The sequence below is a fragment of the Streptosporangium sp. NPDC048047 genome, from assembly GCF_040653115.1.
Classification (GTDB): domain Bacteria; phylum Actinomycetota; class Actinomycetes; order Streptosporangiales; family Streptosporangiaceae; genus Streptosporangium.
This window is the reverse complement of record NZ_JBEZNH010000038.1, coordinates 16,416-38,618: the sequence shown is the minus strand read 5'-3', so window position 1 is coordinate 38,618 and position 22,203 is coordinate 16,416. Positions and strand designations below refer to the sequence as shown.

20 protein-coding genes are annotated in these 22,203 nt (G+C 73.4%); 4 read left to right on the top strand and 16 right to left on the bottom strand.

Annotated features, from left to right (window positions below):
• The first annotated feature begins 60 nt into the window (after nucleotides 1-60).
• Together AB0D67_RS27160 and AB0D67_RS27155 are read left to right on the top strand one after the other, a co-directional pair.
• On the top strand, nucleotides 61-1,002 hold the full coding sequence (locus AB0D67_RS27160; RefSeq protein ID WP_362941670.1) for an NAD-dependent epimerase/dehydratase family protein: 942 nt from the start codon (nucleotides 61-63) through the stop codon (nucleotides 1,000-1,002).
• Complete coding sequence (locus AB0D67_RS27155) at nucleotides 999-1,913, top strand: aldo/keto reductase (protein WP_362941664.1); 915 nt, start codon at nucleotides 999-1,001, stop codon at nucleotides 1,911-1,913. Before AB0D67_RS27160 ends, AB0D67_RS27155 begins: the two co-directional genes overlap by 4 nt.
• Here the strand turns inward: AB0D67_RS27155 and AB0D67_RS27150 are convergent.
• The 3 genes from AB0D67_RS27150 to AB0D67_RS27140 form a co-directional block, all read right to left on the bottom strand.
• The gene (locus AB0D67_RS27150; protein ID WP_362941654.1) at nucleotides 1,856-3,349 is read right to left on the bottom strand and encodes an O-antigen ligase family protein; all 1,494 of its coding nucleotides are present in this window, start codon (nucleotides 3,347-3,349) and stop codon (nucleotides 1,856-1,858) included. The two genes, AB0D67_RS27155 and AB0D67_RS27150, sit on opposite strands and share 58 nt — an antisense overlap.
• Before the next feature lie 110 nt (nucleotides 3,350-3,459).
• On the bottom strand, nucleotides 3,460-4,131 hold the full coding sequence (locus tag AB0D67_RS27145) for a hypothetical protein (RefSeq protein WP_362941647.1): 672 nt from the start codon (nucleotides 4,129-4,131) through the stop codon (nucleotides 3,460-3,462).
• 60 nt (nucleotides 4,132-4,191) lie between these two features.
• Nucleotides 4,192-5,214 (bottom strand): hypothetical protein, encoded by a 1,023-nt coding sequence (locus AB0D67_RS27140; RefSeq protein ID WP_362941645.1) that lies wholly within the window; start codon nucleotides 5,212-5,214, stop codon nucleotides 4,192-4,194.
• 441 nt (nucleotides 5,215-5,655) lie between these two features.
• Between AB0D67_RS27140 and AB0D67_RS27135 the strand changes: the two genes are divergently transcribed.
• A complete protein-coding gene (locus tag AB0D67_RS27135; RefSeq protein ID WP_362941779.1) occupies nucleotides 5,656-6,783 on the top strand; it encodes an acyltransferase in 1,128 nt (375 codons plus the stop codon).
• A 42-nt stretch (nucleotides 6,784-6,825) separates the two neighbouring features.
• On the opposite strand, the gene AB0D67_RS27130 is transcribed toward AB0D67_RS27135, so the two are convergent.
• The 8 genes from AB0D67_RS27130 to AB0D67_RS27095 form a co-directional block, all read right to left on the bottom strand.
• Nucleotides 6,826-7,752 carry a glycosyltransferase family 2 protein gene (locus AB0D67_RS27130; RefSeq protein ID WP_362941642.1) on the bottom strand — a complete coding sequence of 309 codons (927 nt, stop codon included), beginning with the start codon at nucleotides 7,750-7,752 and terminating at the stop codon, nucleotides 6,826-6,828.
• Nucleotides 7,753-7,788: 36 nt separating this feature from the next.
• Entirely contained in the window at nucleotides 7,789-9,516 is a 1,728-nt protein-coding gene (locus tag AB0D67_RS27125; RefSeq protein WP_362941639.1) for an oligosaccharide flippase family protein, read from the bottom strand.
• A gap of 160 nt (nucleotides 9,517-9,676) precedes the next feature.
• On the bottom strand, nucleotides 9,677-10,864 hold the full coding sequence (locus tag AB0D67_RS27120; RefSeq protein ID WP_362941636.1) for a hypothetical protein: 1,188 nt from the start codon (nucleotides 10,862-10,864) through the stop codon (nucleotides 9,677-9,679).
• On the bottom strand, nucleotides 10,861-12,120 hold the full coding sequence (locus AB0D67_RS27115) for a DUF4910 domain-containing protein (RefSeq protein ID WP_362941633.1): 1,260 nt from the start codon (nucleotides 12,118-12,120) through the stop codon (nucleotides 10,861-10,863). The genes AB0D67_RS27120 and AB0D67_RS27115 overlap by 4 nt, the downstream gene beginning before the upstream one ends.
• A 209-nt stretch (nucleotides 12,121-12,329) precedes the next feature.
• On the bottom strand, nucleotides 12,330-13,388 hold the full coding sequence (locus tag AB0D67_RS27110; protein ID WP_362941630.1) for an SDR family oxidoreductase: 1,059 nt from the start codon (nucleotides 13,386-13,388) through the stop codon (nucleotides 12,330-12,332).
• Nucleotides 13,373-14,047 (bottom strand): PIG-L deacetylase family protein, encoded by a 675-nt coding sequence (locus AB0D67_RS27105; RefSeq protein ID WP_362941627.1) that lies wholly within the window; start codon nucleotides 14,045-14,047, stop codon nucleotides 13,373-13,375. The genes AB0D67_RS27110 and AB0D67_RS27105 overlap by 16 nt, the downstream gene beginning before the upstream one ends.
• Nucleotides 14,044-14,961, bottom strand: coding sequence for a sugar phosphate nucleotidyltransferase (locus AB0D67_RS27100; protein ID WP_362941624.1), 918 nt, complete (start codon nucleotides 14,959-14,961; stop codon nucleotides 14,044-14,046). Before AB0D67_RS27100 ends, AB0D67_RS27105 begins: the two co-directional genes overlap by 4 nt.
• Complete coding sequence (locus AB0D67_RS27095; protein ID WP_362941621.1) at nucleotides 14,958-16,193, bottom strand: class I SAM-dependent methyltransferase; 1,236 nt, start codon at nucleotides 16,191-16,193, stop codon at nucleotides 14,958-14,960. The genes AB0D67_RS27100 and AB0D67_RS27095 overlap by 4 nt, the downstream gene beginning before the upstream one ends.
• Before the next feature lie 127 nt (nucleotides 16,194-16,320).
• Here AB0D67_RS27095 and rfbC point away from each other — a divergent pair, with 127 nt between their 5' ends.
• Entirely contained in the window at nucleotides 16,321-17,040 is a 720-nt protein-coding gene (rfbC, locus tag AB0D67_RS27090) for a dTDP-4-dehydrorhamnose 3,5-epimerase (protein WP_362941618.1), read from the top strand.
• Here rfbC and rfbD read toward each other — a convergent pair.
• The 5 genes from rfbD to AB0D67_RS27065 all read right to left on the bottom strand — a co-directional run bounded on the left by rfbD (nucleotide 17,030) and on the right by AB0D67_RS27065 (nucleotide 22,102).
• Nucleotides 17,030-17,887, bottom strand: a complete 858-nt coding sequence (gene rfbD / locus AB0D67_RS27085) for a dTDP-4-dehydrorhamnose reductase (protein ID WP_362941615.1) — start codon at nucleotides 17,885-17,887, stop codon at nucleotides 17,030-17,032. The two genes, rfbC and rfbD, sit on opposite strands and share 11 nt — an antisense overlap.
• The gene (rfbB, locus tag AB0D67_RS27080; RefSeq protein ID WP_362941612.1) at nucleotides 17,884-18,987 is read right to left on the bottom strand and encodes a dTDP-glucose 4,6-dehydratase; all 1,104 of its coding nucleotides are present in this window, start codon (nucleotides 18,985-18,987) and stop codon (nucleotides 17,884-17,886) included. The genes rfbD and rfbB overlap by 4 nt, the downstream gene beginning before the upstream one ends.
• The gene (locus tag AB0D67_RS27075) at nucleotides 18,984-20,051 is read right to left on the bottom strand and encodes a glucose-1-phosphate thymidylyltransferase (protein WP_362941609.1); all 1,068 of its coding nucleotides are present in this window, start codon (nucleotides 20,049-20,051) and stop codon (nucleotides 18,984-18,986) included. The genes rfbB and AB0D67_RS27075 overlap by 4 nt, the downstream gene beginning before the upstream one ends.
• Before the next feature lie 2 nt (nucleotides 20,052-20,053).
• Nucleotides 20,054-21,508 carry a sugar transferase gene (locus tag AB0D67_RS27070; RefSeq protein WP_362941605.1) on the bottom strand — a complete coding sequence of 485 codons (1,455 nt, stop codon included), beginning with the start codon at nucleotides 21,506-21,508 and terminating at the stop codon, nucleotides 20,054-20,056.
• Nucleotides 21,509-21,751: 243 nt separating this feature from the next.
• Complete coding sequence (locus AB0D67_RS27065) at nucleotides 21,752-22,102, bottom strand: hypothetical protein (protein ID WP_362941602.1); 351 nt, start codon at nucleotides 22,100-22,102, stop codon at nucleotides 21,752-21,754.
• Nucleotides 22,103-22,203 lie beyond the last annotated feature (101 nt).

Genomic DNA, 22,203 nt, shown 5'->3' with positions numbered 1-22,203 from the left:
AACAGCCGATTAAGCAGATGACCACTTCTGCTTAAAGCAGTATGACGGGAGGCTGAGGGCGTGAAAAAGGCATGTGTGATCGGCGGAAGCCGGTACTTCGGCAGGCATCTGGTGACGCTGCTCCGCGACTCGGGCGTCGAGGTCACCCTCGTCAACCGCGGCTCGCAGGCGCCGCCTCCGGGCGTCACCCACCTCGTGGCCGACCGCGACGACGAACGGGACCTCACCACGGCGCTGGGCTCCCGGTCCTTCGACGTGGTGATCGACCAGGTGTGCGGCACGCCCCGCCAGGCCGGGATCGCCGCCCGCGTCTTCGACGGCCGCGCCGGACGGTACGTGATGACCTCGACCATCGAGGTCTACGACCACGCCCTGAGCGACGGCGTTCCGGCGGCCGCCCCCGGCGTCCCGATGCCCGAGGAGGCCGTCGATCCGCGGCTGTGGCCGGCGGATCCGGGTCTGCCCTGGCACGACCCGCGTTTCCTGGAGGACAACTACGGCGAGGGCAAGCGGCAGGCCGAGGCGGTCTTCGTCGCCGAGGCCGCTTTCCCCTTCGTGAGCGTGCGCTCCGGCCACGTCATGGGCGGCGGCCCCGCCGACTTCACCGGCAGGCTGGCGCACTACACGGAACGCGTCCGCGACGGTCACGCCGTCGACGTCCACCGGGAGAACCACCCGTCGTCGTTCATCCACCACACCGAGATCGCCGAGTTCCTGCACTGGGCGGCGCGGGCGGACTTCACCGGCGCCGTCAACGCCCGCTCCCACGGCGAATTCGACGTCGTCGAGCTGTGCGAGCGGATCGCGAAGCAGACCGAGACCCGCCCGGTCTACCGGGTCACACGGGGTGCGGCCTCGCCGTACGCGTTCGGCCACTACTACGGCATGGACAACGGGCGGGCCGCCCGGCTCGGATTCGTCTTCTCACACACCGCCGACTGGCTGCCCGACGTCATCTCCGAAGCCCTGTCCTCCCAGAGCCCGCGAGGTACCCGATCATGATCACCCGAGTCGTCGGCGACGTCGCCGTCAGCGCCGTCGGACTGGGCGCCATGCCCCTGTCCATCGAGGGGAGGCCCGGTGCGGACCGGGCGATCGCCACCGTCCACGCGGCGCTCGACGCCGGGATCACGCTGATCGACACGGCGGACTCCTACCACTGGCACGCCGGCGAGACCGGTCACAACGAGGAACTGCTCGCCCGCGCGCTCGCGACGTACGGGGACGGCGCCGGCTCGGTGCTCGTCGCCACCAAGGGAGGACGGGGCCGGCCCGGTGACGGGTCATGGACGGTCGACGCCTCACCCGACCATCTCAGGCGGGCCTGCGAGGCGTCGCTGAGACGGCTCGGCGTCGAGGCGATCGGGCTCTACCAGCTGCACAAACCGGATCCCGCCGTCCCTTGGACGGACTCCGTCGGCGCGCTCGCCGAACTGCTCGAAGCAGGAAAGATCCGCATGGCGGGCGTCTCCAACGTCGACGCCGGGCAGATCCGCCAAGCCCGCGACATCCTCGGTGACCGGCTGGTGTCGGTGCAGAACCGGTTCTCCCCCGCCTTCCGGCACGGTGAGGCGGAGCTGCGCCTGTGTGAGGAGCTGGGTGTCGCCTTCCTGCCGTGGAGCCCGCTCGGCGGCGTCTCCCGTAGCTCGCTCGACGGCGCTTCCCGCTTCGACGCGCCCGGCCCGGCGTACGCGGCGTTCCACGAGATAGCCCACGAGCTCGGCGTGAGCCCGCAGCGGGTGTGCCTGGCCTGGCTGCTGGCCCGGTCCCCGGCCGTCATCCCGATCCCGGGGGCGAGCCGCCCCGAGACGGCCCGTGACTCCGCGGCGGCCGCCGGGCTGACGCTCGACCCCGGTCAGCTCATCCGGCTGGAGGAGACGGGCCGGGAGCCCGGCGTGGAACGCACGGGATGAGCCGTCCCGTCCCCGTCCGCGCTCCCGGACACCCGCGGCGGTTCCCCGGCGGCGCCGCCGGTGCGGGCGGGCCACCGTACGGCGCCGGTGTCCTGGCCCGCGTCGTGGCCGGAGGCGCGCGGGCGCGCCTCCCCGGCCGCGGTGCGCAGCAGCGATCCGGCGGCACCGATCAGCAGGAACGACAGGCCCGTGACGGTGGCGAAGGACAGCAGGTCGAAGGTGGCCGCCCCGACCAGCGGGACCACGAGGCAGGCCGCGAGGGTCAGGCCGAGGTCCCGGGTGGCGGGGTCGGCGCTCAGGTGACGGGCCCGCAGCCCCGAGTAGATCGCGCACACGAACAGCGCGACGACCACCGTGACGCCGATCAGCCCCGTCTCCACCGCCGACAGCAGGTACTGGTTGTCGAAGACCTGGTACTTGGGGGCGTACCAGGTGCCGGCCCCGCGTCCCAGCAGCATGTGCCTGGAGACCTCGTAGGCGGCGACGTCGTAGTCGTGCGTGCGGTAGCGGACGCTGTCGTCGGTGCCGGCGTTGGCGAACAGGTTGTAGAAGGTGCTGATGAGTCCGGGCGCCGTGAGCCGCATCAGCGCGAGGAACGCCAGCCCGACGAGCACGGACTGGATCCGCCGCCGGGCCGGCCAGCCGAGGAACAGCACGACCCCCACGGCCCCCAGGCTCAGCACCGCCGACCGGGAGACGGAGAACATCAGGCCCGCCCCGATCAGGGCGGCGCACGCCCACCAGCGCAGCGCTCTCCGTCCCAGCCGCCGGGCCTGGAAGCCGTAGTGGGCGGCGAGCGGGAGGAGCATCGCGCACACGACACCGAACTCGATCGGGTGACCCGTGGTCGCGGCGACCCGGCGGAAGTCGGACCTGGCGGTGACGAACCCGTCCTCGGAGGTGTAGCGGAGGATCGGGAGCCGGAGGTACCGGGTGAGGTCGAGGTCGAGCAGGAACTGGCAGGCGCCGATGACCGCGATGACCGCCCCCGCCACCACCGCGGTCTTCAGCACGAGGTCGAGACGGTCGGCGCCGCGCACCCCGTCGCACACCATCAGCGCGAGCCCGGCGCCCGCCACCAGCAGGATCAGGGCGCGGTCGGCGAGGTTGAGCTCGTCGGAGGGCAGGTAGCCGTAGGTGGCGTACCCGTAGGAGACCACCATCGCGGTCAGGTGGACGAACAGCGCGACGCGCACCGGCGTGCGGCCCTTGGCCATCCCCAGCGTGAGGGTGAAGTGCGCGCACAGCCAGCAGACGGCGGCGACCAGGGCCAGGATGTTCGCCGGGGTCAGCGACAGCGGCAGTCCCCGCAGGACCAGCCGGGCGGGAACGATCATCAGGGCCACGACGAAGAAGCAGACCAGGGTCGCGCCGTCGGCGCGACGACGGGCCGGCGGAGCGTGCACCGACGCGTCCGAGACGGGTACGGCGGGCACGGCCGGAGCGGAGGCGGCGCGCACCCCCGAAACGGACCCGGCGGGAGCGGACCCGGCGGGCGCTTCCGAAACGGATCCGGCGGGACTGGAGGCTGAGGCGGGGACGGTCGTCACGAGGCCGGTCCCCGCCGCCGGGCCGCGCGGGCCCGGGCGAAGCTCTCGGTCCCGAACGCCGCGCACAGGCTCGCCACGACGCCGATGCCCACCGCGGCGGCGACGCCCCGCAGCTTGCGGGTCCGCTGCGGCTCGGGGGTCGTCGCCGGCACCGCCTCGTAGGTGGTGATGTACGTCGCCTGGGGGGCCTTCACCGCCCGCTGCCGATTGGCCAGTTCGAGCTTGACCCGCGCGAGGACCCGGTTCACGATCTCCCGCGCGCCGTCCGGCGACGGGCTCTCCCCCTCGACGAAGAGGTACGGGCCGGTGGCCAGCGACTCCAGGTTGTTGCTGCCGTTGGTGACCTTGTAGGAGGTGGCGGCGTCCTCGGCGACGCCCAGCTCGGCCGCCATGTCGGGTGTCGCCATCACCGCGATGAGGATCGAGGCCGAGACGTTCAGTCCCTGCTCGAAGTTGAGCATGGGGTTGGTCAGGCCGTTGGGGTAGCGCGGGTTGCTCGGCAGGCTCCCGCCGGTCACCGGCGTGGTCAGGATGAGGACTGCGCTGGAGATGTAGGTGGTGGGAATCGTCGAGTAGACGCCCGCCGCGACGGCGAGGGACAGCACGAAGGCCGGGGCGGCGGCGTACCAGCGCCGGAACAGGACGAGAACCGTCCCCCAGAAGTCCATGCGTTTCCTCTCGAACCGGGACGGCGGCGGGTGGCGTGGGGCCCCACCGGCTCGTCCCTCCTACTCCTCGCCGCGACCGCCGGCGCGCGTGAAGACGACCGTGTCCGTCGCCCGCTCACCGTGGTCGTCGTCGAGGTCCCCATCGAAGTCCTCGGCGAAGTCCTCGGCGAAGTCCTCGTGGTCTCCACCGAGGCCCCCGCGGCCCGCGTGGCCCCCGCCGGGAGGCTCAGGCGGTTCCTCCTCGTCCAGTACCACCACGAGCTGCGCGGGCTCGTCGTGGAACGGTCCTTCGGCGGAGCCGCGGACGTCCCCCGGCGGATACGGCTGATACGGCGGATACACGGTCAGGGACGGCTCCGCGCCGGCCGTCGGGGCCGCCGTCGGGGCCGCCGTCGGGAAGGACGGGCCCGCGGGGGCGGCGGCACGGCGCCGCCCGCTCGCCCGCGCCTCCGTCACGCCGTACGCGACGCCGAAGCCGATGGTCAGCACCGCGAACAGCACCCCGCCCGCGGCCATCAGCTTGCTCGTGATCTTCGCTTCCGGGGTGGACGAGGGCACGACGTCGACGACCGAGATGAAGGTGGAACGCGGGGCCCTGAGCGCTTGCTGGCGGGTGAGCAGTTCCTTCCGGATGCGCTGCTTGGCCTTGAGGACCACGCTCTGGGCCTCGGCGGCGGACCGGCTCCGCACCTCCACGTAGACGAACGGGCCGTTGGTGCTGATGCCCAGCAGGTCCGGGTTGGTGCGTCCGTCATTGATCGTGATCTCGGTGGTGCCGCCCTGCACCAGGCCCAGTTCGGCCGCGACCTCGGGGGTGTTCATCGACAGGATGAGGATGCCGGCCGTGACGCGCAGGCCGTCACTGAACTGCAGAAGCGGGTTGGTCAGTCCGATCGGCCTGGTCGGGTCGGCCGGGAGCGTCCCGCCGGTCGCGGGGGTGGTCAGCACCATCGACGTGGTCGAGACGTAGGTGGTGGGCACGAGGTTGAACGCCAGCGCGGCGGCGACGAGCGACAGGGCGAGCAGCGGGGGGCCGATGAATCTCCGTCTGACCAGAGCGAAAACGGCCTTCCAGAAATCCATAGGTCTCCGCCCCTATTTGTGCCGGGGCGTCACCGGGCCCCGAGACAATACAGTCACCAATCGGAAAACGCGGGTTCCTCGTTACGTCGGTCGGCTGGGAGACCATTCCGGTCGGCACCCCCTTCCCGGATGTTACGTCTGGCGACCATACAGCGATAGACCCGTCGACAGGTCAAAAAAGGCCCGGATAACGGGGCTGTGCCGCCCGAGACGGGGGTTGATCGGATGGGGGCCTCACCCGGGGACGACCAGGACGGATCGACCGGGCCAGGGCCGGCCGGGGCGTCGGTGGCCCCGGTCCGGGCGGTGAGCCGGGGAGGCCCGGGACCCTCGGAGGCCGCCGCCGGCACGGAGCCCGCGACCCCCACGGAAACCGCGGAAACCGCGGAAGCCACGGAGTCCGCGGAGTCCGCGGCGGCCCGGCCCGGGGAACGCGGCCGGCTGCCGGGGCTCGACGGGATCCGCGGTGTGGCGGCCCTGTTCGTGCTGGTGCACCACTGCCGGCTGCTCGCCTTCCCCGGCTATCCCGCCGACACCGGGCCGGGCTGGCTCTCCTGGCTCGTCTACGGCCACTTCGCGGTGGTGGTGTTCATCGTCCTGTCGGGTTTCTCGCTGGCGGTCTCCCCGGCTCGGTCCGGGTGGCGGCTGGGCGGCGTGCGCCGGTTCGCCCGCCGCCGCGCCTGGCGCATCCTCCCGCCCTACTGGGCGGCCCTGGCCTTCAGCCTGGTGGTCGCCTGGACCCTGGTCCCCCAGCCCGGGGAAGGGACTCCCACCGCGAAGTCGGTGCTGGTCTACGGCCTGCTGCTGCACGACGTCTTCGGCGCGCCGAGCCCCAACGGCGCCTTCTGGTCCATCGCCGTGGAGGCGCAGCTCTACCTGGTCTTCCCCCTCCTGCTGCTGGTGCTGCGCCGGGCCGGCGCGTTCGCGATGCTCGCGGCCGTCACCGCCGTCGTGGTGGCGGTCGGACTGCTCGCCCCCGTGTCGCACCCGGTGGGCCTGCTGCTCCGGCTGACCCCGCAGTTCGCCGCGCTGTTCGCGGCGGGTGTGGTCGCGGCGGGCGTCCTCGCCGCCGGGGAGCGCGTGCGGCGGTTCCCCTGGCACCGGGCGGCGGCGCTCGCCTGCGTCCCGGTGCTGGCGCTGGTCGTCGCGCGCGGCCCCGCCTGGACCGTGGAACGTTACTTCTGGGTCGATCTCACGCTGGGTCCCGCCGTGGCCCTGCTGCTGGCGGGGGTGGCGACGGGCCGGCCGGCCGCGCTGGTACGGCTGCTGGACACGCGGCCGGTGCGGAGCCTGGGCTCCTTCTCCTACACGCTCTACCTGGTCCACGCGCCGATCGTCGTCGCGATCCACCGGCTGGTCGTCGCCCCGCACGTGCCCGGCGGCGTCCCGGCGTTCCTGGTCACCCTCGCGGTGGCCGGGCCGGTGAGCCTGGTGGCGGCCCGCTCGTTCGCGGCGGTCTTCGAGCTGCCGTTCCAGCGTCACCGCGGCTGGCCCGCGCTGCGCGAGGCGATGCGGGGCCGGATGTCACGGGCGCGCGCGGCGCTGCGTCCCGCCCCCGAACGCCCCTGACGCCTCCGCCGGACCGTGGAAGCGCGCCGTACGGCGGCGCCGTCACGGGTGCGGGCCGGCCGCCGGACGCCCGGCGACCCGGCCGGAGGTGACCAGGTTCGCCGCCATCCGGGCGAGTCTGCGTCCACGCCGGGCCGCGACCACGCGCTGGCGGCGCGCGTACATCCGGTGCACGGCGGCCCGCGCGCGGCGGAGCCGGTCGTCGGTGAGGCCGCTCCGGTCGAGCCAGCGCAGCAGCTCGCGGTACTGCAGGGTGGAGGAGAACCGGGCCTGCCAGGGGGGCACGTCCAGCCGGCGGGCGATCGTCCCCATGCGTTCGTGCTTCCAGTTGCGGTGGGCGAGCAGCTCGGGCACGTGCCCCCACGGCCCGGCCAGCGCCAGCTTCGCCGCGAACACCTCGTCCTCCCGGAGCATGTTGCGCCGGGGGATGCCGACCGCGACGGAGCGGCGCATCAACCCGTAGAGCGGGTCGATCAGCAGGTGGCTCTCGTTGAGCAGGCGCAGCATCTCGGCGAACCGCTCGACCGGGTCGTCGGAGCGCAGCCCGGTGCCCTCGTAGACGCCGGTCCGGGTGGTTCCGTCCGGGTCGGTGTAGGCGACCTGCGTGGTGACCAGGATGAGCCGCTCGTCCTCGGCGAAGGCCCGCAGCGACCGGGAGACGCATCCGGGCTCCAGCCGGTCGTCGTCGCCGACCCAGCGCAGGAACTCGCCCCGGGCGAGCCGCCCGGCGCCGATGAAGTTGTTGAGCAGCCCCACGTTCTCCGGCTGCCGGTGGTAGACGATCCGGTCGTCGGCGCGCGCCAGCTCCCGGCAGATCTCCTCCGTGCCGTCCGTGGAGGCGTTGTCGCAGATCACCAGCTCGATGTCCGGATGGTCCTGGGCCAGCACCGACCGGACCACCCCCTCCAGCCGCGCGGCGCCGTTACGCACCGGCAGCCCGACGGACACCAGCGTGCCGGGACCGGTCATCGCTTCTCCTCAACTCGGTGGGTTCGGGGCCCGGCGTCACCGGGCGGGGTCCGGGGGTTCGGCGTGGGTCAGGGGCCGGGCGTGGGCCGGCGCTCCCGGGCGGGGGCCGGATGATCGGACAGGCTCGGCGTGGTCGGGGGGTTCGGCGTGCTCCGGCGTTCCCCGGCCCGGACGGCGGGACCCGGCGGCCGCCGGTCCGGCCACCCGGGCGGCGAGCCTTCCCAGCTCGGCCCGCGGTACGACGAGGAGCACGAAGACGAGCGTTCCCGCGCCGCCCGCCACGCAGAGCCGTACGAACGGGACGTCCGGGGTGACGTGCGCCAGCGCGGTCATCACCGCCGCCGCCAGCGCGCCGCTCAGCAGCGGCCGCACCAGGGCGGAGGCGATCGGGGCGATGGCCACCCCGGCCCGGTGCAGGACGAGCGCGGTCAGCGGCAGCGCCACCAGCAGCGCGACCACCGCGTGCGCGACCGCCGCCCCCCGGATGCCGTCCAGGCGCGCGCCGGCCATCAGGGCGGGCACCAGCGCCACGGCCCAGCCCAGGTTGAGCCACACGGTGGACCGGGTCGCGCCCATGGCCGCGAGGATGTCCACCGCCAGGGCGGCCAGCATCCGCACGACCATGAGGATCGCGAGGAACCGCAGCACCTCGGCGGCGGGCGCCCAGCGCTCGCCGTACAGGAGGACCACCACCGAGGGGGCGAGCGTGCCGAGCACCACGGCGATCGGCAGGACGACGGAGACCAGCAGCGGTACGGCCCGCCCCACCCCCCGCGACAGCGACTCCCGGTCCTCCTCGGCCAGCCGGGAGAAGCCGGGCAGCGCGACGTAGCGGATGGCGGTGCCGACCAGGCCGGGCACCCAGCTGGAGATGTTGAAGGCCAGCAGGTAGAAGCCGAGCTGAGCGGCGCCGAGGGTGTCGCCGACGATGACGGAGTCGGCGTTCAGCAGCACCCCCTCGATGCCCAGGCTGACGCACAGGGGGAGTCCGAACACCAGGAGCCGGCCGGCGGCCGCGCGGTCCAGCCCGACGCTGATCCGCACCCGGGCGAAGACGACCACCAGCACCCCGGTGACGGCGGCGCCGGCGAGCTGGCCCCAGGCGAAGCTGTAGGCGCCGGCGCCCGCGGCGGCGAGCCCGATGGTCACCGGGGCGTTCACGCAGAAGCCCGCCAGGTTGGCCCGGGTGAGCCGGTCCTGCTGGAACCTGCGCATCAGCGCCGCGCTGCGCACGGCGGTCAGGCCGTAGACGAGGTTGGTGGCGCTGAGCACCCGGATCACCCCGGTGGCGCCCTCGTTGCCGGACATCTCCGCGAAGTACGGCGCGACCGCCCAGAAGACCCCGTACAGGGCGACGCTTGAGGCGATGGCCACGACGGTCGCGGTGGGCGCGATGTCCTCCAGCCGGCCCCGCCACTGCACGACGGCCGCGATGACGCCCGCGTCGTTGACGTAGAGGACGAACTGGCTGGCGGCCAGCGCGATGGCGTAGACGCCGAAGTCCTCGGGCACCAGCAGGCGGGCGAGGACGAGGCTCATGGTGAACGAGCCGGCCTTCATCACCAGGTTGCCGAGCACGCTCCAGCGCAGCCCGCGCCCCGCCTGCCGGCCGATCTCCCCGGCCTGGCCGCCGCCCGGATCCGCAGTGTCCGAACCGGGGTGGACCTCCTCCCGGAGCGCGGGGCCGCCGTCTGAGTCCGCGGCTCCGCCGGGCCGCCCGGGGGCGACGCCGGTGGCCGGCGCCGCGCCCTGACCGTCTTCCATCTCTCGCCTCTCACCGTCCGCCCACCGGCCGACGCCCTTCTCCGGCGTACGGCGGGCCAGGCGGGTCGCTCCCGGGCCGGTTCCTCGCAGGCCGACCCCTTTCCGATCGGGTCCTCCCGGCCTGTTCCTCTCAGGCCGGCCCCTCTCAGGCCGGCCCCTCTCAGGCCGGCCCCTCGACCCGCTCCAGCCAGATCTCCCGCCAGAACGGGATGAACGCCCGGGGGCAGCTCACGGTGTAGGCACCCGCGCAGACGATGCCCTCCAGGACGATGCAGGGGCTCTTCATCGTGAGCATCCGGCCGGTCCGCTCGTCGATGCAGCGGTCCACCCGGGACAGCACCCGCGCGGTCCGCCCGCAGTACCGCGACATCTCCTCGTCGAACCCCATCCCCCGGTTGAGCCGGTCCTGGTTGAGGGTCCTGAGGATCTCCGCCTTCGACTTGATCCGGACGAGCTCGCCCGGTCGCAGGTCGAGGGTGGCGCCCGGCGTCGCGCCGGTGAGCCGCCCCGCGACGAACCCCCACCGCATGCCGTCCCGGAACCGCAGCCACCCGGGCAGCTTCCGGCTGCGGTCCTGGACCCGGTTGAAGATCCCGATGAGGAGGGCTCGGAGCACGAACAGCGGTCCCGCGTTGCCGGTGCGCACGTCCATGACGTACTGCCGGACGTCCTTGAGCGGCAGGCAGGACGGCGCGGCGCGCAGCATCTCGGTCCCCTGGCAGGAGAACCGCTCCTCGCCGTCGGGGCCCGGCTCCTTCCTGGCGGCCGCCTCGAGGAGCGGCAGCAGGCGACGCCCCGGCGCGGGACCGGGCGGCACGGCCGGCTCCGGAGCGGACCCGGACGACACGGCCGGCCCCGAAGCGGCCCCGGACGGCGCGGGCCCGGACGGCACGGCCGAGCCCAGCGCGCCGAGCGCGGCGAAGGAGCCGTCCCCCCGCCCCGGTACGGCGGCGCCGGGCGAGGCCCCCACCGGATCGGCGGGGGCCCCCGGTTCCGGAGGGGCGTCGGGGTCGATCCGTCTGAGCCACGCCTCCTTCCAGTACATGAGGCAGGCCGTCTGGCAGCCGCCGTGCGCGCTGCCGTCGCAGCGCGCGCCGGTGAGGTGGACGGCGCGCTCCATCCGCCGCATGCCGCTGCGGCCGATGGTGTCGCACACCTTGTGCGCCACCTTGTGCACGGTGAGCCGCCGCCCGCAGTAGGCCAGCATCTCCGGCATGAAGGGCAGGCCCTCCAGTTCGCCCCGCTCGTCCAGCGTGGCCAAAATCTCGGCCTCGCCGCGCACCTCTACCAGATCTCCCACCCGGAGGCCGAGGGCGTCCGCGTCCGGGGCGGTCCGTGTCGCCGTCATCCCAGCTCCTTGAGCAGTCCGGCGTCGCGGAGGTCCCGCGCCGCGTCCTCCACCACGTGGAACGGCAGGCCGGACCGTTCCGCGACGTCCAGCAGGCCGTGGTCGCCGTCCGAGAGGTTCAGCACCCACAGCATCGCCATCTGCGCCTGTTTCGCGTCACTGCGCCCGCCCAGCGAGCCGTACAGGCCCCTCCTGCCGAGCTGCGGCTCGCCGTACGGGCTGAGGTTGAGGTACCGGCGGTCGCCCTCCAGCACCCGGGTGATCTCCCAGCAGGCTTCGAGGGTGTCGGCCATGGCCTCCGGCGTCACGAAGCCGGGGTCGTCGCCCGAGGTGTGGTACTCGGGGTAGCCGGCGTACGGCGTGCGGGTCAGGCAGCCCACCGGCAGGTCGAACCCCGGGGAGCAGAACTGCCGTTCGTCGTAGCCGTACGGGGAGAAGTCCACGACCTCGTGGGGCCGGCCCGAGGCGCGCAGCACGTGGGCCGCGGCCCGGTCCACGGCGGCGTCGCCCCGCCTGCTGCGCTTGTAGGTCAGGTGGCCGCGGTCCCCGGCGCAGGCCAGCACGAGGCCGTGCCGGATGTCTCCGGCGCGCTCCCGGTTGAGGGCCAGCCAGGTGATCGCGCCGATGGTGCCGGGCGCGAACAGGAAGCGGTAGGTGTAGTGGGGGTCGGTCCCGGCCAGCCGCCGAGCGAGGCGGGTGGCCACCGCGATGCCCGCGAGGTTGTCGTTGGCCAGCGACGGGTGGCACACGTGGCAGGAGACGAGCACCTCCTCGGAGGTGCGGCCGGGCACCACGTGCTCGCCGTAGGTGAGGTGGCCGTCGGCGAGGGTCGAGTCGATCCGGACCTCGTAGCGGCCCTCCGGCAGGGCCGCGAGCGTGTCCTCCGGAAGGCAGAAGCCCCAGGTCTCGGCGTAGTAGCTGGTGCGGTACGGGGTCAGGCCGGGCTGCTCGGGCAGCGTGTGCAGGTGGGGGCGCAGCTCGGCGAGGGTCATGGAGGCCGACACCGGGACGCTGTATCCGACCACGTGCAGGTTCGACGCGGCGAAGTCGACGACCCTCCGACCGGAGGCGTCCTTGACGTAGGCGTCGCGGATGTTCCACTCCTTCGGCACGGTCCAGTCGAGGACCTGCGTCCCCGTCGGGACCTCGCGGATCCGGAGCGGGACGCTCTCGCCGACGATGTCCAGGGTCCGGCGCACGCCGTCGCCGGTGATGCTCCGGCACAGCGGGTAGAGCCGCTCGACCAGGGCGTGCATCTCCCGGCCCTCGTCCCCGGCCGTGCCGGGTGCGTCCGGCCGGGCCGGTCCCGCCGGATCGGATGAGCCGGTCCGGGTCGTTCCGGCCGTCCCCCCCTCGTCGTCGGCCTCCCGCCGGGCTCCGGGCCCGGCGGTTCCGGAGGTTCCGGGGGCTCCAGGGGTTTCGGGCCCGGGGGTTCCGGGGGCTCCGGGCCCGGGGGTTCCGGCGGTCATCGGCGGCCGTCCCTCGGCCGGAGCGCGTCGCCGGCGACCGGCCGGAGCGTGTCGTCGACGGTGCCGGCCGTCCGCCGGTCCGCCAGCCGGGCCAGGCGGGTGAAGCGCCGCTGGAAGTCGTGCCCCGTCAGGCCGTGCCGCTCGTAGGACTCCACCAGCTCGGCCGCGCCCGCCTTGACCGTCCAGCGCGCCTGGTAGCCGGGCAGCGCGGCGCGCACCCGGGAGAAGTCGACCCGGTAGGACCGCGGGTCCGCCCCGGCCTCGCCGGTGATCACCAGCCGGGAGCCGGGCACCGCCTCGGCGACCTCGGCGGCGATCTCCGACACCCGCACGTTGTTCTGCTCGGTGCCCACGTTGAACGCCCTGGCGTGCACCGCGTCCCGAGGCGCGGTCAGCGCCAGGACGAAGGCGTCGGCGATGTCGCGGGCGTGCACCAGCGGCCGCCACGGGGTGCCGTCGGACAGCACCCGGACCTCCCCGGTCAGCAGCGCGTGCCCCACGAGGTTGTTCAGCACGATGTCGGCCCGCAGCCGGGGCGAGAAGCCGAACGCGGTGGCGTTGCGCAGGAACACCGGGCTGAAGTCGCCGTCGGCCAGCTCGGCCAGGTCGTCCTCGACGCGGACCTTGGACTCGGCGTACGGGGTCACCGGGCGCAGCGGCGCGTCCTCGCCGACCAGGTCGTCGCCGCCGGAGGCGCCGTAGACCGAGCAGGTGGAGGCGTACAGGAACCGCCGCACGCCCGCGTCGCGGGCCAGCCGGGCCAGCCGTACCGACGCGTGGTGGTTGATCTCGTAGGTCAGCTCCGGCGCCAGCGAGCCGAGCGGGTCGTTGGACAGCGCGGCCAGGTGGATCACCGCGTCCACCCCGGCCAACTGTGCGGCGGTGACGTCCCGCAGGTCGGTCGGGTGCCCGCCCGGGTCGGCGGGCGCGGGGCCCAGGACGCAGTCGGCGAACAGCCCGGAGTCCAGGCCGGTGACCTCGTGACCCGCCCCGGCCAGCGCCGGGGCCATCACGCTCCCCAGGTATCCCTGATGCCCGGTCAGCAGCACCCGCATCGCGTCTCTCCTCCAGCCAGATCAAGGGTCAGCTTGTTTACGTGGAACGCCTCGGCGTAGCGGGCGTGGCATTCGATCCCGCGGATGCGGGCCAGGCCGAGGAACGCCTCCCGGTCGTACCAGGGCCGCCGGCGCTGGGAGGGGTAGTGCTCGTGCAGCAGGGACGCCTTCGCCTCGGCGACCTCCGGGGCGAGCGGCTGGTAGACCGACGGCCGCCCGAGGTCGCCGTCCCATTTGACGATCTCGTAGCCGAGCACCTGGTGGTCGCGGAAGGCCGTGGGCACGAGCTTCGCCAGGCCCCGGTGGTCCTGGTGGGCGTCGCCGGGGTGCGGCGCGAACAGCAGGTCGGGGTCGGTCCTCGCGCGCAGGTCCTCGACCGCGTCCTTGGCCTCGTCCCAGTACGCGGGCAGCCGCCCGTCGGGCAGTTTCAGCACGGTCAGCCGCAGGTCCGCGCCGGGGCAGAAGGCCGCGAGGGCGGCGTGCTCCTCGTCCTCCCGCTCGGTGCCGCCGCCGGAGAGCACCAGCGCGTCCACCCGCAGGCCGGGGCGGGCCGTACAGAGGGTGAGCAGGGTGCCGCCGGCGCCGATGGCGAGGTCGTCGCAGTGCGCGGCGAGCAGGGCGATCTCGCCGTGGCCCGGCGGCGTCCGGAATCCGATCACGGGGTCCGCGCCTCCGGTACGGCTCGGGCAGCCGGTCCCTCCGGGGCCTCGGCGGCCGTACCGGCTGTGGCTCCGACCCCCGCCGGTACGGCCGCCGCGGCCCGTGGGACCGTTCCCGGCGGAGGCGGCGGCGTGCCGGGTTCGCGCTCCCACAGCGCCCACGGCCGCTCGCCCCGCGAGTACGCCTCGTCCAGGGCGACCCGCTCCCGCACCGTGTCGGTCGGCCGCCAGTAGCCGCGGTGCGGGTAGGCGAGCAGCCGGCCGCGCTTGGCCAGCTCGGCGCAGCCGTCCGTGACGAGGTCGCCGCCCGGCGGGATGTGGTCGAAGACCTCCTGCCGGAGCACGAAGTACCCGCCGTTCACCCACAGCGGCATCCGGCTGACCGGGGTGATGCCGCCGACCAGCCCGCGCTCGCCCAGCTCCACGCAGTGGAAGGTGTCCGAGGGCGGGACGACCATCATCGAGGCGCCCGCGCCGGAGGCGGCGAAGCGGTCGATGATCTCCGGCAGCGGCGCGTCGGTGAGGACGTCGGCGTAGTTGGCGAGGAACATGTCGTCGCCGCCGAGGTGGTCGCGGACCCGGCGCAGCCGTTCGCCGATGGGCGAGTCGATGCCGGTCTGCACGAACGAGATCGACCACTCGGAGATGTCGGTGGACAGCAGCTCGACCCGGCCGCCGCGCAGCACGAAGTCGTTGGAGGTGGTCTCCTCGTAGTTCAGGAAGAAGTCCTTGATGTGGTGCGCGCCGTAGCCCAGGCACAGGACGAACTCGGTGTGCCCGAAGTGCGCGTAGTACCGCATCACATGCCAGATGAGCGGGCGGGGGCCCACGAGCTGCATGGGCTTGGGCACGTCACCGGGGGTCCCGCTGCGCATCCGCGTGCCGTACCCGCCGCAGAAGAGGACGACCTTCACGGCTTCACCTCGACGATCTCCAGTCTCGGGATGGGGAAGACCAGCCGGCCGCCCCACTCGCCGACGAAGGACAGCTGGCCGGTGAGCTCCTCGCGCAGGTTCCACGGCAGGACCAGCACGTAGTCGGGCCGGTCCTCGGCGATCCGCTCGGGCGGGTGGATCGGGATCCGCGCGCCCGGGGTGAACCTGCCGTGCTTGTAGGGGTTGCGGTCGACGGTGTAGCGGAGCAGGTCGGGGCGGACGCCGCAGTGGTTGAGCAGCGTGTTGCCCTTGCCCGGCGCGCCGTACCCGACGACCGTGCGGCCCTCCTCCGCGGCCCGCAGCAGGAACCCCAGCAGGTCGCGCCGGACGCGGGCCACCCGGTCGGCGAACTCGGCGTACCCGGCCAGTTCGTGCAGGCCGGCGGCCTTCTCCTCGGCGAGCGCCTCGGCCACCCACTCCGACGGCTCGCCCGCCGCCTCCTTGGGGCGGGCCCACAGCCGGATCGAGCCCCCGTGGGTCGGCAGCCGCTCGACGTCCACCAGGGCCAGCCCGCCCGAGGCCAGGGCGCGGCGGGCGGAGGCGACCGTGTAGTACTGGAAGTGCTCGTGGTAGATCGTGTCGTACTGGTTCAGCTCCATCAGCGTCAGCAGGTGCTGCACCTCGATCGAGACCCACCCGTCGTCGGCGACGAGCGCGCGCAGGCCCCTGGTGAAGCCGACGACGTCGGGGATGTGGGCGTAGACGTTGTTGGCCACGACGAGGTCGGCCGGCCCGTGCCCGGCGCGCACCTCCGCGCCGGTCTCCGGGCCGAGGAACGCCTCCAGTGTCGGCACGCCGCGCTCCCTGGCCGCCTGCCCGACGTTCGCCGACGGCTCGACGCCCAGGCAGCGGATGCCCCGGTCGACGACGTGCCGCAGCAGGTAGCCGTCGTTGCTCGCCACCTCGACGACGAACGAGCCGCCGTCCAGCCCCAGCCGCTCCGCCGCGTCGTCCACGAACCGCCGCGCGTGCTCCACCCACGACGTCGAGTAGGACGAGAAATAGGCGTACTCGGTGAAGGTGTCCTCGGGGGTGATCAGCGGCGGGATCTGCGCCAGCCAGCAGACGGTGCACACCCGCAGGTGCAGCGGGTAGGTCGGCTCCGGCTCGTCGAGCCGGTCGGCGGTCAGGAACCGCTCGCAGGGCGGCGTCGCCCCCAGGTCGACGACGCCGGCGAGGCTCGTCGAACCGCACAGCCGGCAGGTTGTCATTCGTTACGCTCCCTCGCCGCGTGACGCGGCTCGACCGATGTTCGCCAAGATCACTTCAGCGGGCGGGGACCCTTGAATTTCGCCCGTTTCCTCCGCCGCGTTACACCGCCGTGGCATGCTTCGGCCCATGAAGCCGCTGAGCATCGACGGCGCGTGGGTCCACGCGCCGCGGGTCCACGCCGACCGGCGCGGCACGTTCGCCGAGGTCTTCCTCTCCGACGGCCTGCGGGAGGCGACCGGGCGCGGACTCGGTCTGGCCCAGGCCAACTGCTCCGTCTCCCGGCGCGGGGTGGTGCGGGGCGTCCACTTCGCGGACGTGCCGCCCGGCCAGGCGAAGTACCTCACGTGCGTCTCCGGAGCCGTCCTGGACGTGGTGGTGGACATCCGGGTGGGTTCGCCCACCTTCGGCCGGTGGGAGACGGTGCGCCTGGACGAGGAGTCGCGGCGCGGCCTGTACGTCGCCGAGGGGCTGGGCCACGGCTTCATGGCGCTCACCGAGGAGGCCACGGTCGTCTACCTGTGTTCGGAGCCCTACACCCCGGCCCGCGAGCACGGCGTCCACCCGCTCGACCCGGCCGTCGGCATCGAGTGGCCGGCCGGCGTGGAGCCGATCCTGTCGGACAAGGACGCCGCCGCGCCCACCCTCGCCGAGGCGCTCGCGGCGGGTCTGCTGCCCCGCTACGAGACCTGCGTGGCGCACTACCGCCGCCTGGCCGCCGTGGACCGTGCCACCGCCGCGGACGGGGCCGCCCGGGTTCCGGACCCGTACGGCACCGCCCCCGGCCCCGCCCTGGACGCCGCCCCCGGCCTCCCCGTCGTGGGCGGCGCCGGCGGCCCTAGCCTCTGACCAGCACATCGGACTCTCGCAGCGCCTCCCGCCAGTGCCGCAGCGGCGGCAGCCCCGCCCGCCGCCAGCGGTCGTGTCCCAGCACTCCGTAGGCCGGTCGCCGCGCCGGACGGGGGAACTCCCCGGCCGTGACCGGGTTGACCCGCGCCGGGTCCGCGCCGGCCAGCTCGAAGATCTCCCGGGCGAAGCCGTACCAGCTCGTGGCGCCGGATCCGGTGGCGTGGTAGACGCCCGGCGGGGCGTCCGAACGGCCCAGCGCGACGATCCCGGCCGCGAGGTCGCCGGCCCAGGTCGGCTGGCCGAACTGGTCGGCCACGACGTCCACGACCGGCCGCGCCCGCTCCGCCGCGAGGATCGCGCGGACGAAGTTCCGGCCGGCCCCGCCGTACAGCCAGGCGGTCCGCACGACGTAGCCGGAGTCGGGGAGCGTCTCCAGCACCGCGCGCTCGCCCGCGAGCTTGGTGCGCCCGTAGGCGTTGACCGGCCCGGTCGAGGCGTCCTCGGGATAGGGGGCGCGGGCGGAGCCGTCGAAGACGTAGTCGGTGGACGGCTGGACCAGCCGCGCGCCGGCCGTCCGGCACGCCTCGGCCAGCGCCCGCACGCCGTGCCCGTTGACGGCCAGCGCCTCGGCCTCGCGGGTCTCGGCGTCGTCCACCGCGGTCCACGCGGCGCAGTTCACCACGACGTCGGGCCGCAGGTCAGGCACCAGGCGGTGTACGGCGTGCGTGTCGCGCAGGTCGAGGCCGGCCCTGCCGAGCGCGACGACGTCCTCGCCGTCGGCGGAAAGGCGGCGCAGCAGCTCGGTGGCGAGCATGCCGGAGGCGCCGGTGACCAGCCAGCGGGTCACGCGTCCCCCTCGCCCGGCGCGGTCACCGCGAGACCCCGGGGAGCCTCGCGGGCGTCGCCGCCTGACGCGACCCCGGCAGCGACCCGGGAAGCGTCCCCGAGGGCGGGCCGGGGCTCCCCGCGGCGCTCCTCCACGGCGGCCTTCCACCAGTCGGGGTTGTCGGTGTACCAGCGGACGGTGTCGGCCAGCCCCCGGTCGAACGGCACGGCCGGGCGGTAGCCGAGGGCGCGCAGCCTCGCGTCGTCCAGCGAGTAGCGGCGGTCGTGCCCCTTGCGGTCGGTGACGCGCTCGACCATGTCCCATCCGGCGTCGCAGGCCGCGAGCAGCCGCTCGGTGAGCTCGACGTTGTTCAGCTCCGCCGTACCGGCGATGTGGTAGACCTCGCCGGGCTCGCCGCGCTCGGCCACCAGGCGGATGCCCGCGCAGTGGTCGGCGACGTGGATCCAGTCGCGCACGTTGCCGCCGTCGCCGTACAGGGGCACCTTCAGGCCGCGCAGCAGGTTGGTCACGAAGAGGGGGATCACCTTCTCCGGGTACTGGTAGGGGCCGTAGTTGTTGCCGCAGCGGGTGACCGACACCGGCAGGCCGTAGGTGACGGCGTAGGCGAGCGCGATCATGTCGCCGCCCGCCTTGGCCGCCGCGTACGGCGAGCGGGGCCGCAGCGGCGCGGACTCGTCCCAGGAGCCGCTGTCGATCGACCCGTACACCTCGTCGGTGGACACCTGCACCACCCGCGGGACACCCGCCGAAAGGCACGCCTGCATCAGCGTCTGCGTGCCGAGGACGTTGGTCCGGGTGAACTCGGCCGGCCCTTCGATCGACCGGTCCACGTGGGACTCGGCGGCGAAGTTGACCACGAGGTCGTGGCCGGGCACGACCTCCGCCAGGAGCGCGGCGTCGCAGACGTCGCCGCGCACGAAGTCGTGCGGGACGTCGCGCAGGTTCGCCGGGTTGCCGGCGTAGGTCAGCTTGTCGAGGACCGTCACGGCGACGCCGTCCGCGGCGAGCGAGCGGGCGAAGTGGGAGCCGATGAACCCGGCGCCGCCGGTGACCAGGACACGGCGGAACACGCGGGCGGCGGTGCGACCGGAGTCTGTCATGAAATTATCTGCACCTTGCTGTGATCGCCCAGCACGAGGCGGTGGGCTCGGGGGATGGCGGGGGCGGGGGTGACCTCGACGTCGTGGCCGATGAGGGACGCCTCGATGCGGGAGACCCCGCGGATCGAGGACCTGGGCAGCACGATCGAGTACTCGATCTCGCTGCCGGAGATCAGGCAGCCGGCCGCGATGGAGGTGAAGGGGCCGACGTAGCTGTCCACGACGTGGGTCCCGGCGCCGATGACGGCCGGGCCGACGATGCGCGACCGCTCCACCACGGCGCCCGCCTCGACGGCGACCCGGCCGATCAGCTCGCTGGCGGCGTCCGCCCGGCCGTCCACCCGGGGCTCCAGCGACTCCAGGACCAGCCGGTTGACCTCCAGCATGTCGGTGACGTTGCCGGTGTCCTTCCAGTAGCCGGTGATGACGGTGGAGGAGACGCGCCTTCCCTCCTCGATCAGCCACTGGATCGCGTCGGTGATCTCCAGCTCGCCCCGCCACGACGGCTTGAGCCCGGCCACCGCGTCGTGGATCGCGGGGGTGAAGAGGTAGACGCCGACGAGCGCGAGGTCGCTCTTGGGGTCGGCGGGCTTCTCCTCCAGCCCGACGACGCGGCCGGTGGCGTCCAGCTCGGCCACGCCGAACTGCCGGGGGTCGCCGACGCGGGTGAGCATGATCTGGGCGTCCGGCCGTTCGCGGGTGAACCGCGCCACGATGTCGTCGATGCCGCCGACGACGAAGTTGTCGCCGAGGTACATGACGAAGTCGTCGCCGCCGAGGTAGTCGCGGGCGATCAGCACGGCGTGGGCGAGGCCCAGCGGCGCCTCCTGCCGCAGGTAGGTCACCTCCAGGCCGAACGCCGAGCCGTCGCCGACCGCCGCCTCGATCTCGGCCTGCGTGTCGCCCACGACGATCCCGACCTCGCGGATCCCGGCGGCTCCGATGGCCTCCAGCCCGTAGAACAGGACGGGCTTGTTGGCGACCGGGACGAGCTGCTTGGCGGAGGTGTGGGTGATCGGCCGCAGCCTGGTGCCCGACCCTCCGGCGAGCAGGAGTGCTTTCACTGTCAGTAGGCTCCTTCTCCGCCGGTGACGGCGCTCCAGGTCTTCCACAGGATCTGCAGGTCGAGCATGAGCGACCAGTTCTCGACGTAGCGCAGGTCCAGGCGGACCGACTCCTCCCAGCTCAGGTCGGAGCGGCCGCTCACCTGCCACAGGCCGGTCATGCCGGGCCGGACGACCAGGCGGCGGCGGACGTCGGCGCCGTACTGGGCGACCTCGTCGGGCAGCGGGGGCCGCGGCCCGACGAGCGACATCTCCCCCCGCAGCACGTTGAGGAGCTGCGGCAGCTCATCGAGGGAGTAGCGGCGCAGGAACGCGCCGACCCGGGTGATCCTTGGATCGTTCCGTATTTTGAACAGCACGCCGTCGAACTCGTTGTGCGAGGTGAGCTCCACTTTGCGGCGTTCGGCGTCCACCACCATGGTGCGGAACTTCACCACGCTGAACTCCCGCCCGCCCCTGCCCACCCTGACCTGCCGGAACAGCGCCGGTCCCGGGCTGGTCGCCCGGATCAGGACGCTGATGACGAGCATGGGCACGGCCAGCAGCAGCAGGGCCGCGGCGGCGCCGGCCCGGTCGAACAGGCTCTTGGCGAGGTGTTTCGCGCCGTCGAACTCCGGGTGCTCCACGTGCAGCAGCGGCATCCCGGCCACCGGGCGGATGCTGATGCGCGGGCCCGCGACGTCCATCAGGGCTGGCGCCACGAACAGGTCGGTGCGGGCGTCCTCCAGGCCCCAGGCGAGCCGGCGCAGCGCGGCGCCGTCCAGTTCGGGGCAGGCCAGTACGGCGACGGCGTCGGCCTCGGCCTTGGTCACGACCTCGGCGACGTCGGTGAAGCCCCCGAGGACCGGGACGCCGTCGACGTCGGCCGTCTCCGCGGGGGCGGGCAGGCACGCGGCCACGACGCGCATGCCGTGGTGCGGCTGCCTGCGGAACTGCATCACCAGGTCGAGCACGGACTCGCGGTGGCCGACGGCGACCACCCGGCGCATGTACTCGCCGGTGGAGCGCCGCCGGTGGAGCCGTTTGCGCATGCGATATCGGAAGAGAATCGTCAGGAGAAGGGCGAGCGGGAACATCGCCATGACGAAACTCCGGGCGATGGTCGTCTGTGTCGCGTATGCGCCGATGGCCACGGCGGCGGTAAGTCCCACGCCTCCGTCGAAAACCGCCCGGAACTCCTCCGTTCCCTCGCCATGCGCGCGTCTTCGGTACGCGCCGGCGATCGCGAGCGAGAACGGCCACGCCAGGGCCAGGCCGAGCCCCAGCAGCGCCTCCGTCCTCGGGATGAACGCGCCGAACCACAGACGGATCCCGAGGACCGTCTCGCAGGCGACCACGGCGCAGGTGACGTCTCCCGCCAGCAGGACCCGCGCGTAGGAGCGCGTCCAGATGCTCGGAGCACTGCGTGCGACATCATCCAGAAGCCCTGTGGCGGGCTCTGCTGTCCCCACCCTCATACCAACCCCACCCGGATGCCCTAGGCGTTACCGTAACGGGACGCCCATCGCGTTTCCTTGGTTGACAGCATTACCGAATGCACCGGCAGCGCGGATATTCCAGGGAAATCCTAGAGATCGCCATTGAGCAGGGGAATAGCAGCTCAGTGTCCACTACCGGCCGAAGTCAGGAGACATCGTCATCTTGACGGAACGGTCCAAACATGCAGGTTTTCTGAGGTACTTTTTCTGAAAAATGGTGATTTAGTCGTATTCAAAGTCGGGCAGCGGGGCCGGAGGCTCCGGACTGCGCCAGACGACCACGGACTCCCCGCCGGAGGCGTCCGCCGCCGCGCCGAGCCGTTCCGGGTCGAAGTCGGGCAGGTAGCGCAGACGCGCGAGGAAGGCGGCGTCGACCGCCGACCTGGGCACCACGCAGCTCTGGCCGTCGTGGTCGAGCAGGATGTACAGGATGTCCGCGTCCGAGCCGCCCTCGATCCGCACCTCGGCGAGGTCCTCCCACGCGAGGGCGGCGACGCTGCCGTCCACGTAGTGGCAGGCAACGCCTTCTTCGGTGACGTACACGTAGGAGTCCGGCACTGAGTCGCCGTGCATGGCCGCGATTCTGACGACTGCCGGGCACCCGGTGCAATAGAAACGTGCGAGCCGGGCGAGTCACCCGCCTGTCATCCCCGGCCCGGACGGGCCCGGCGGGG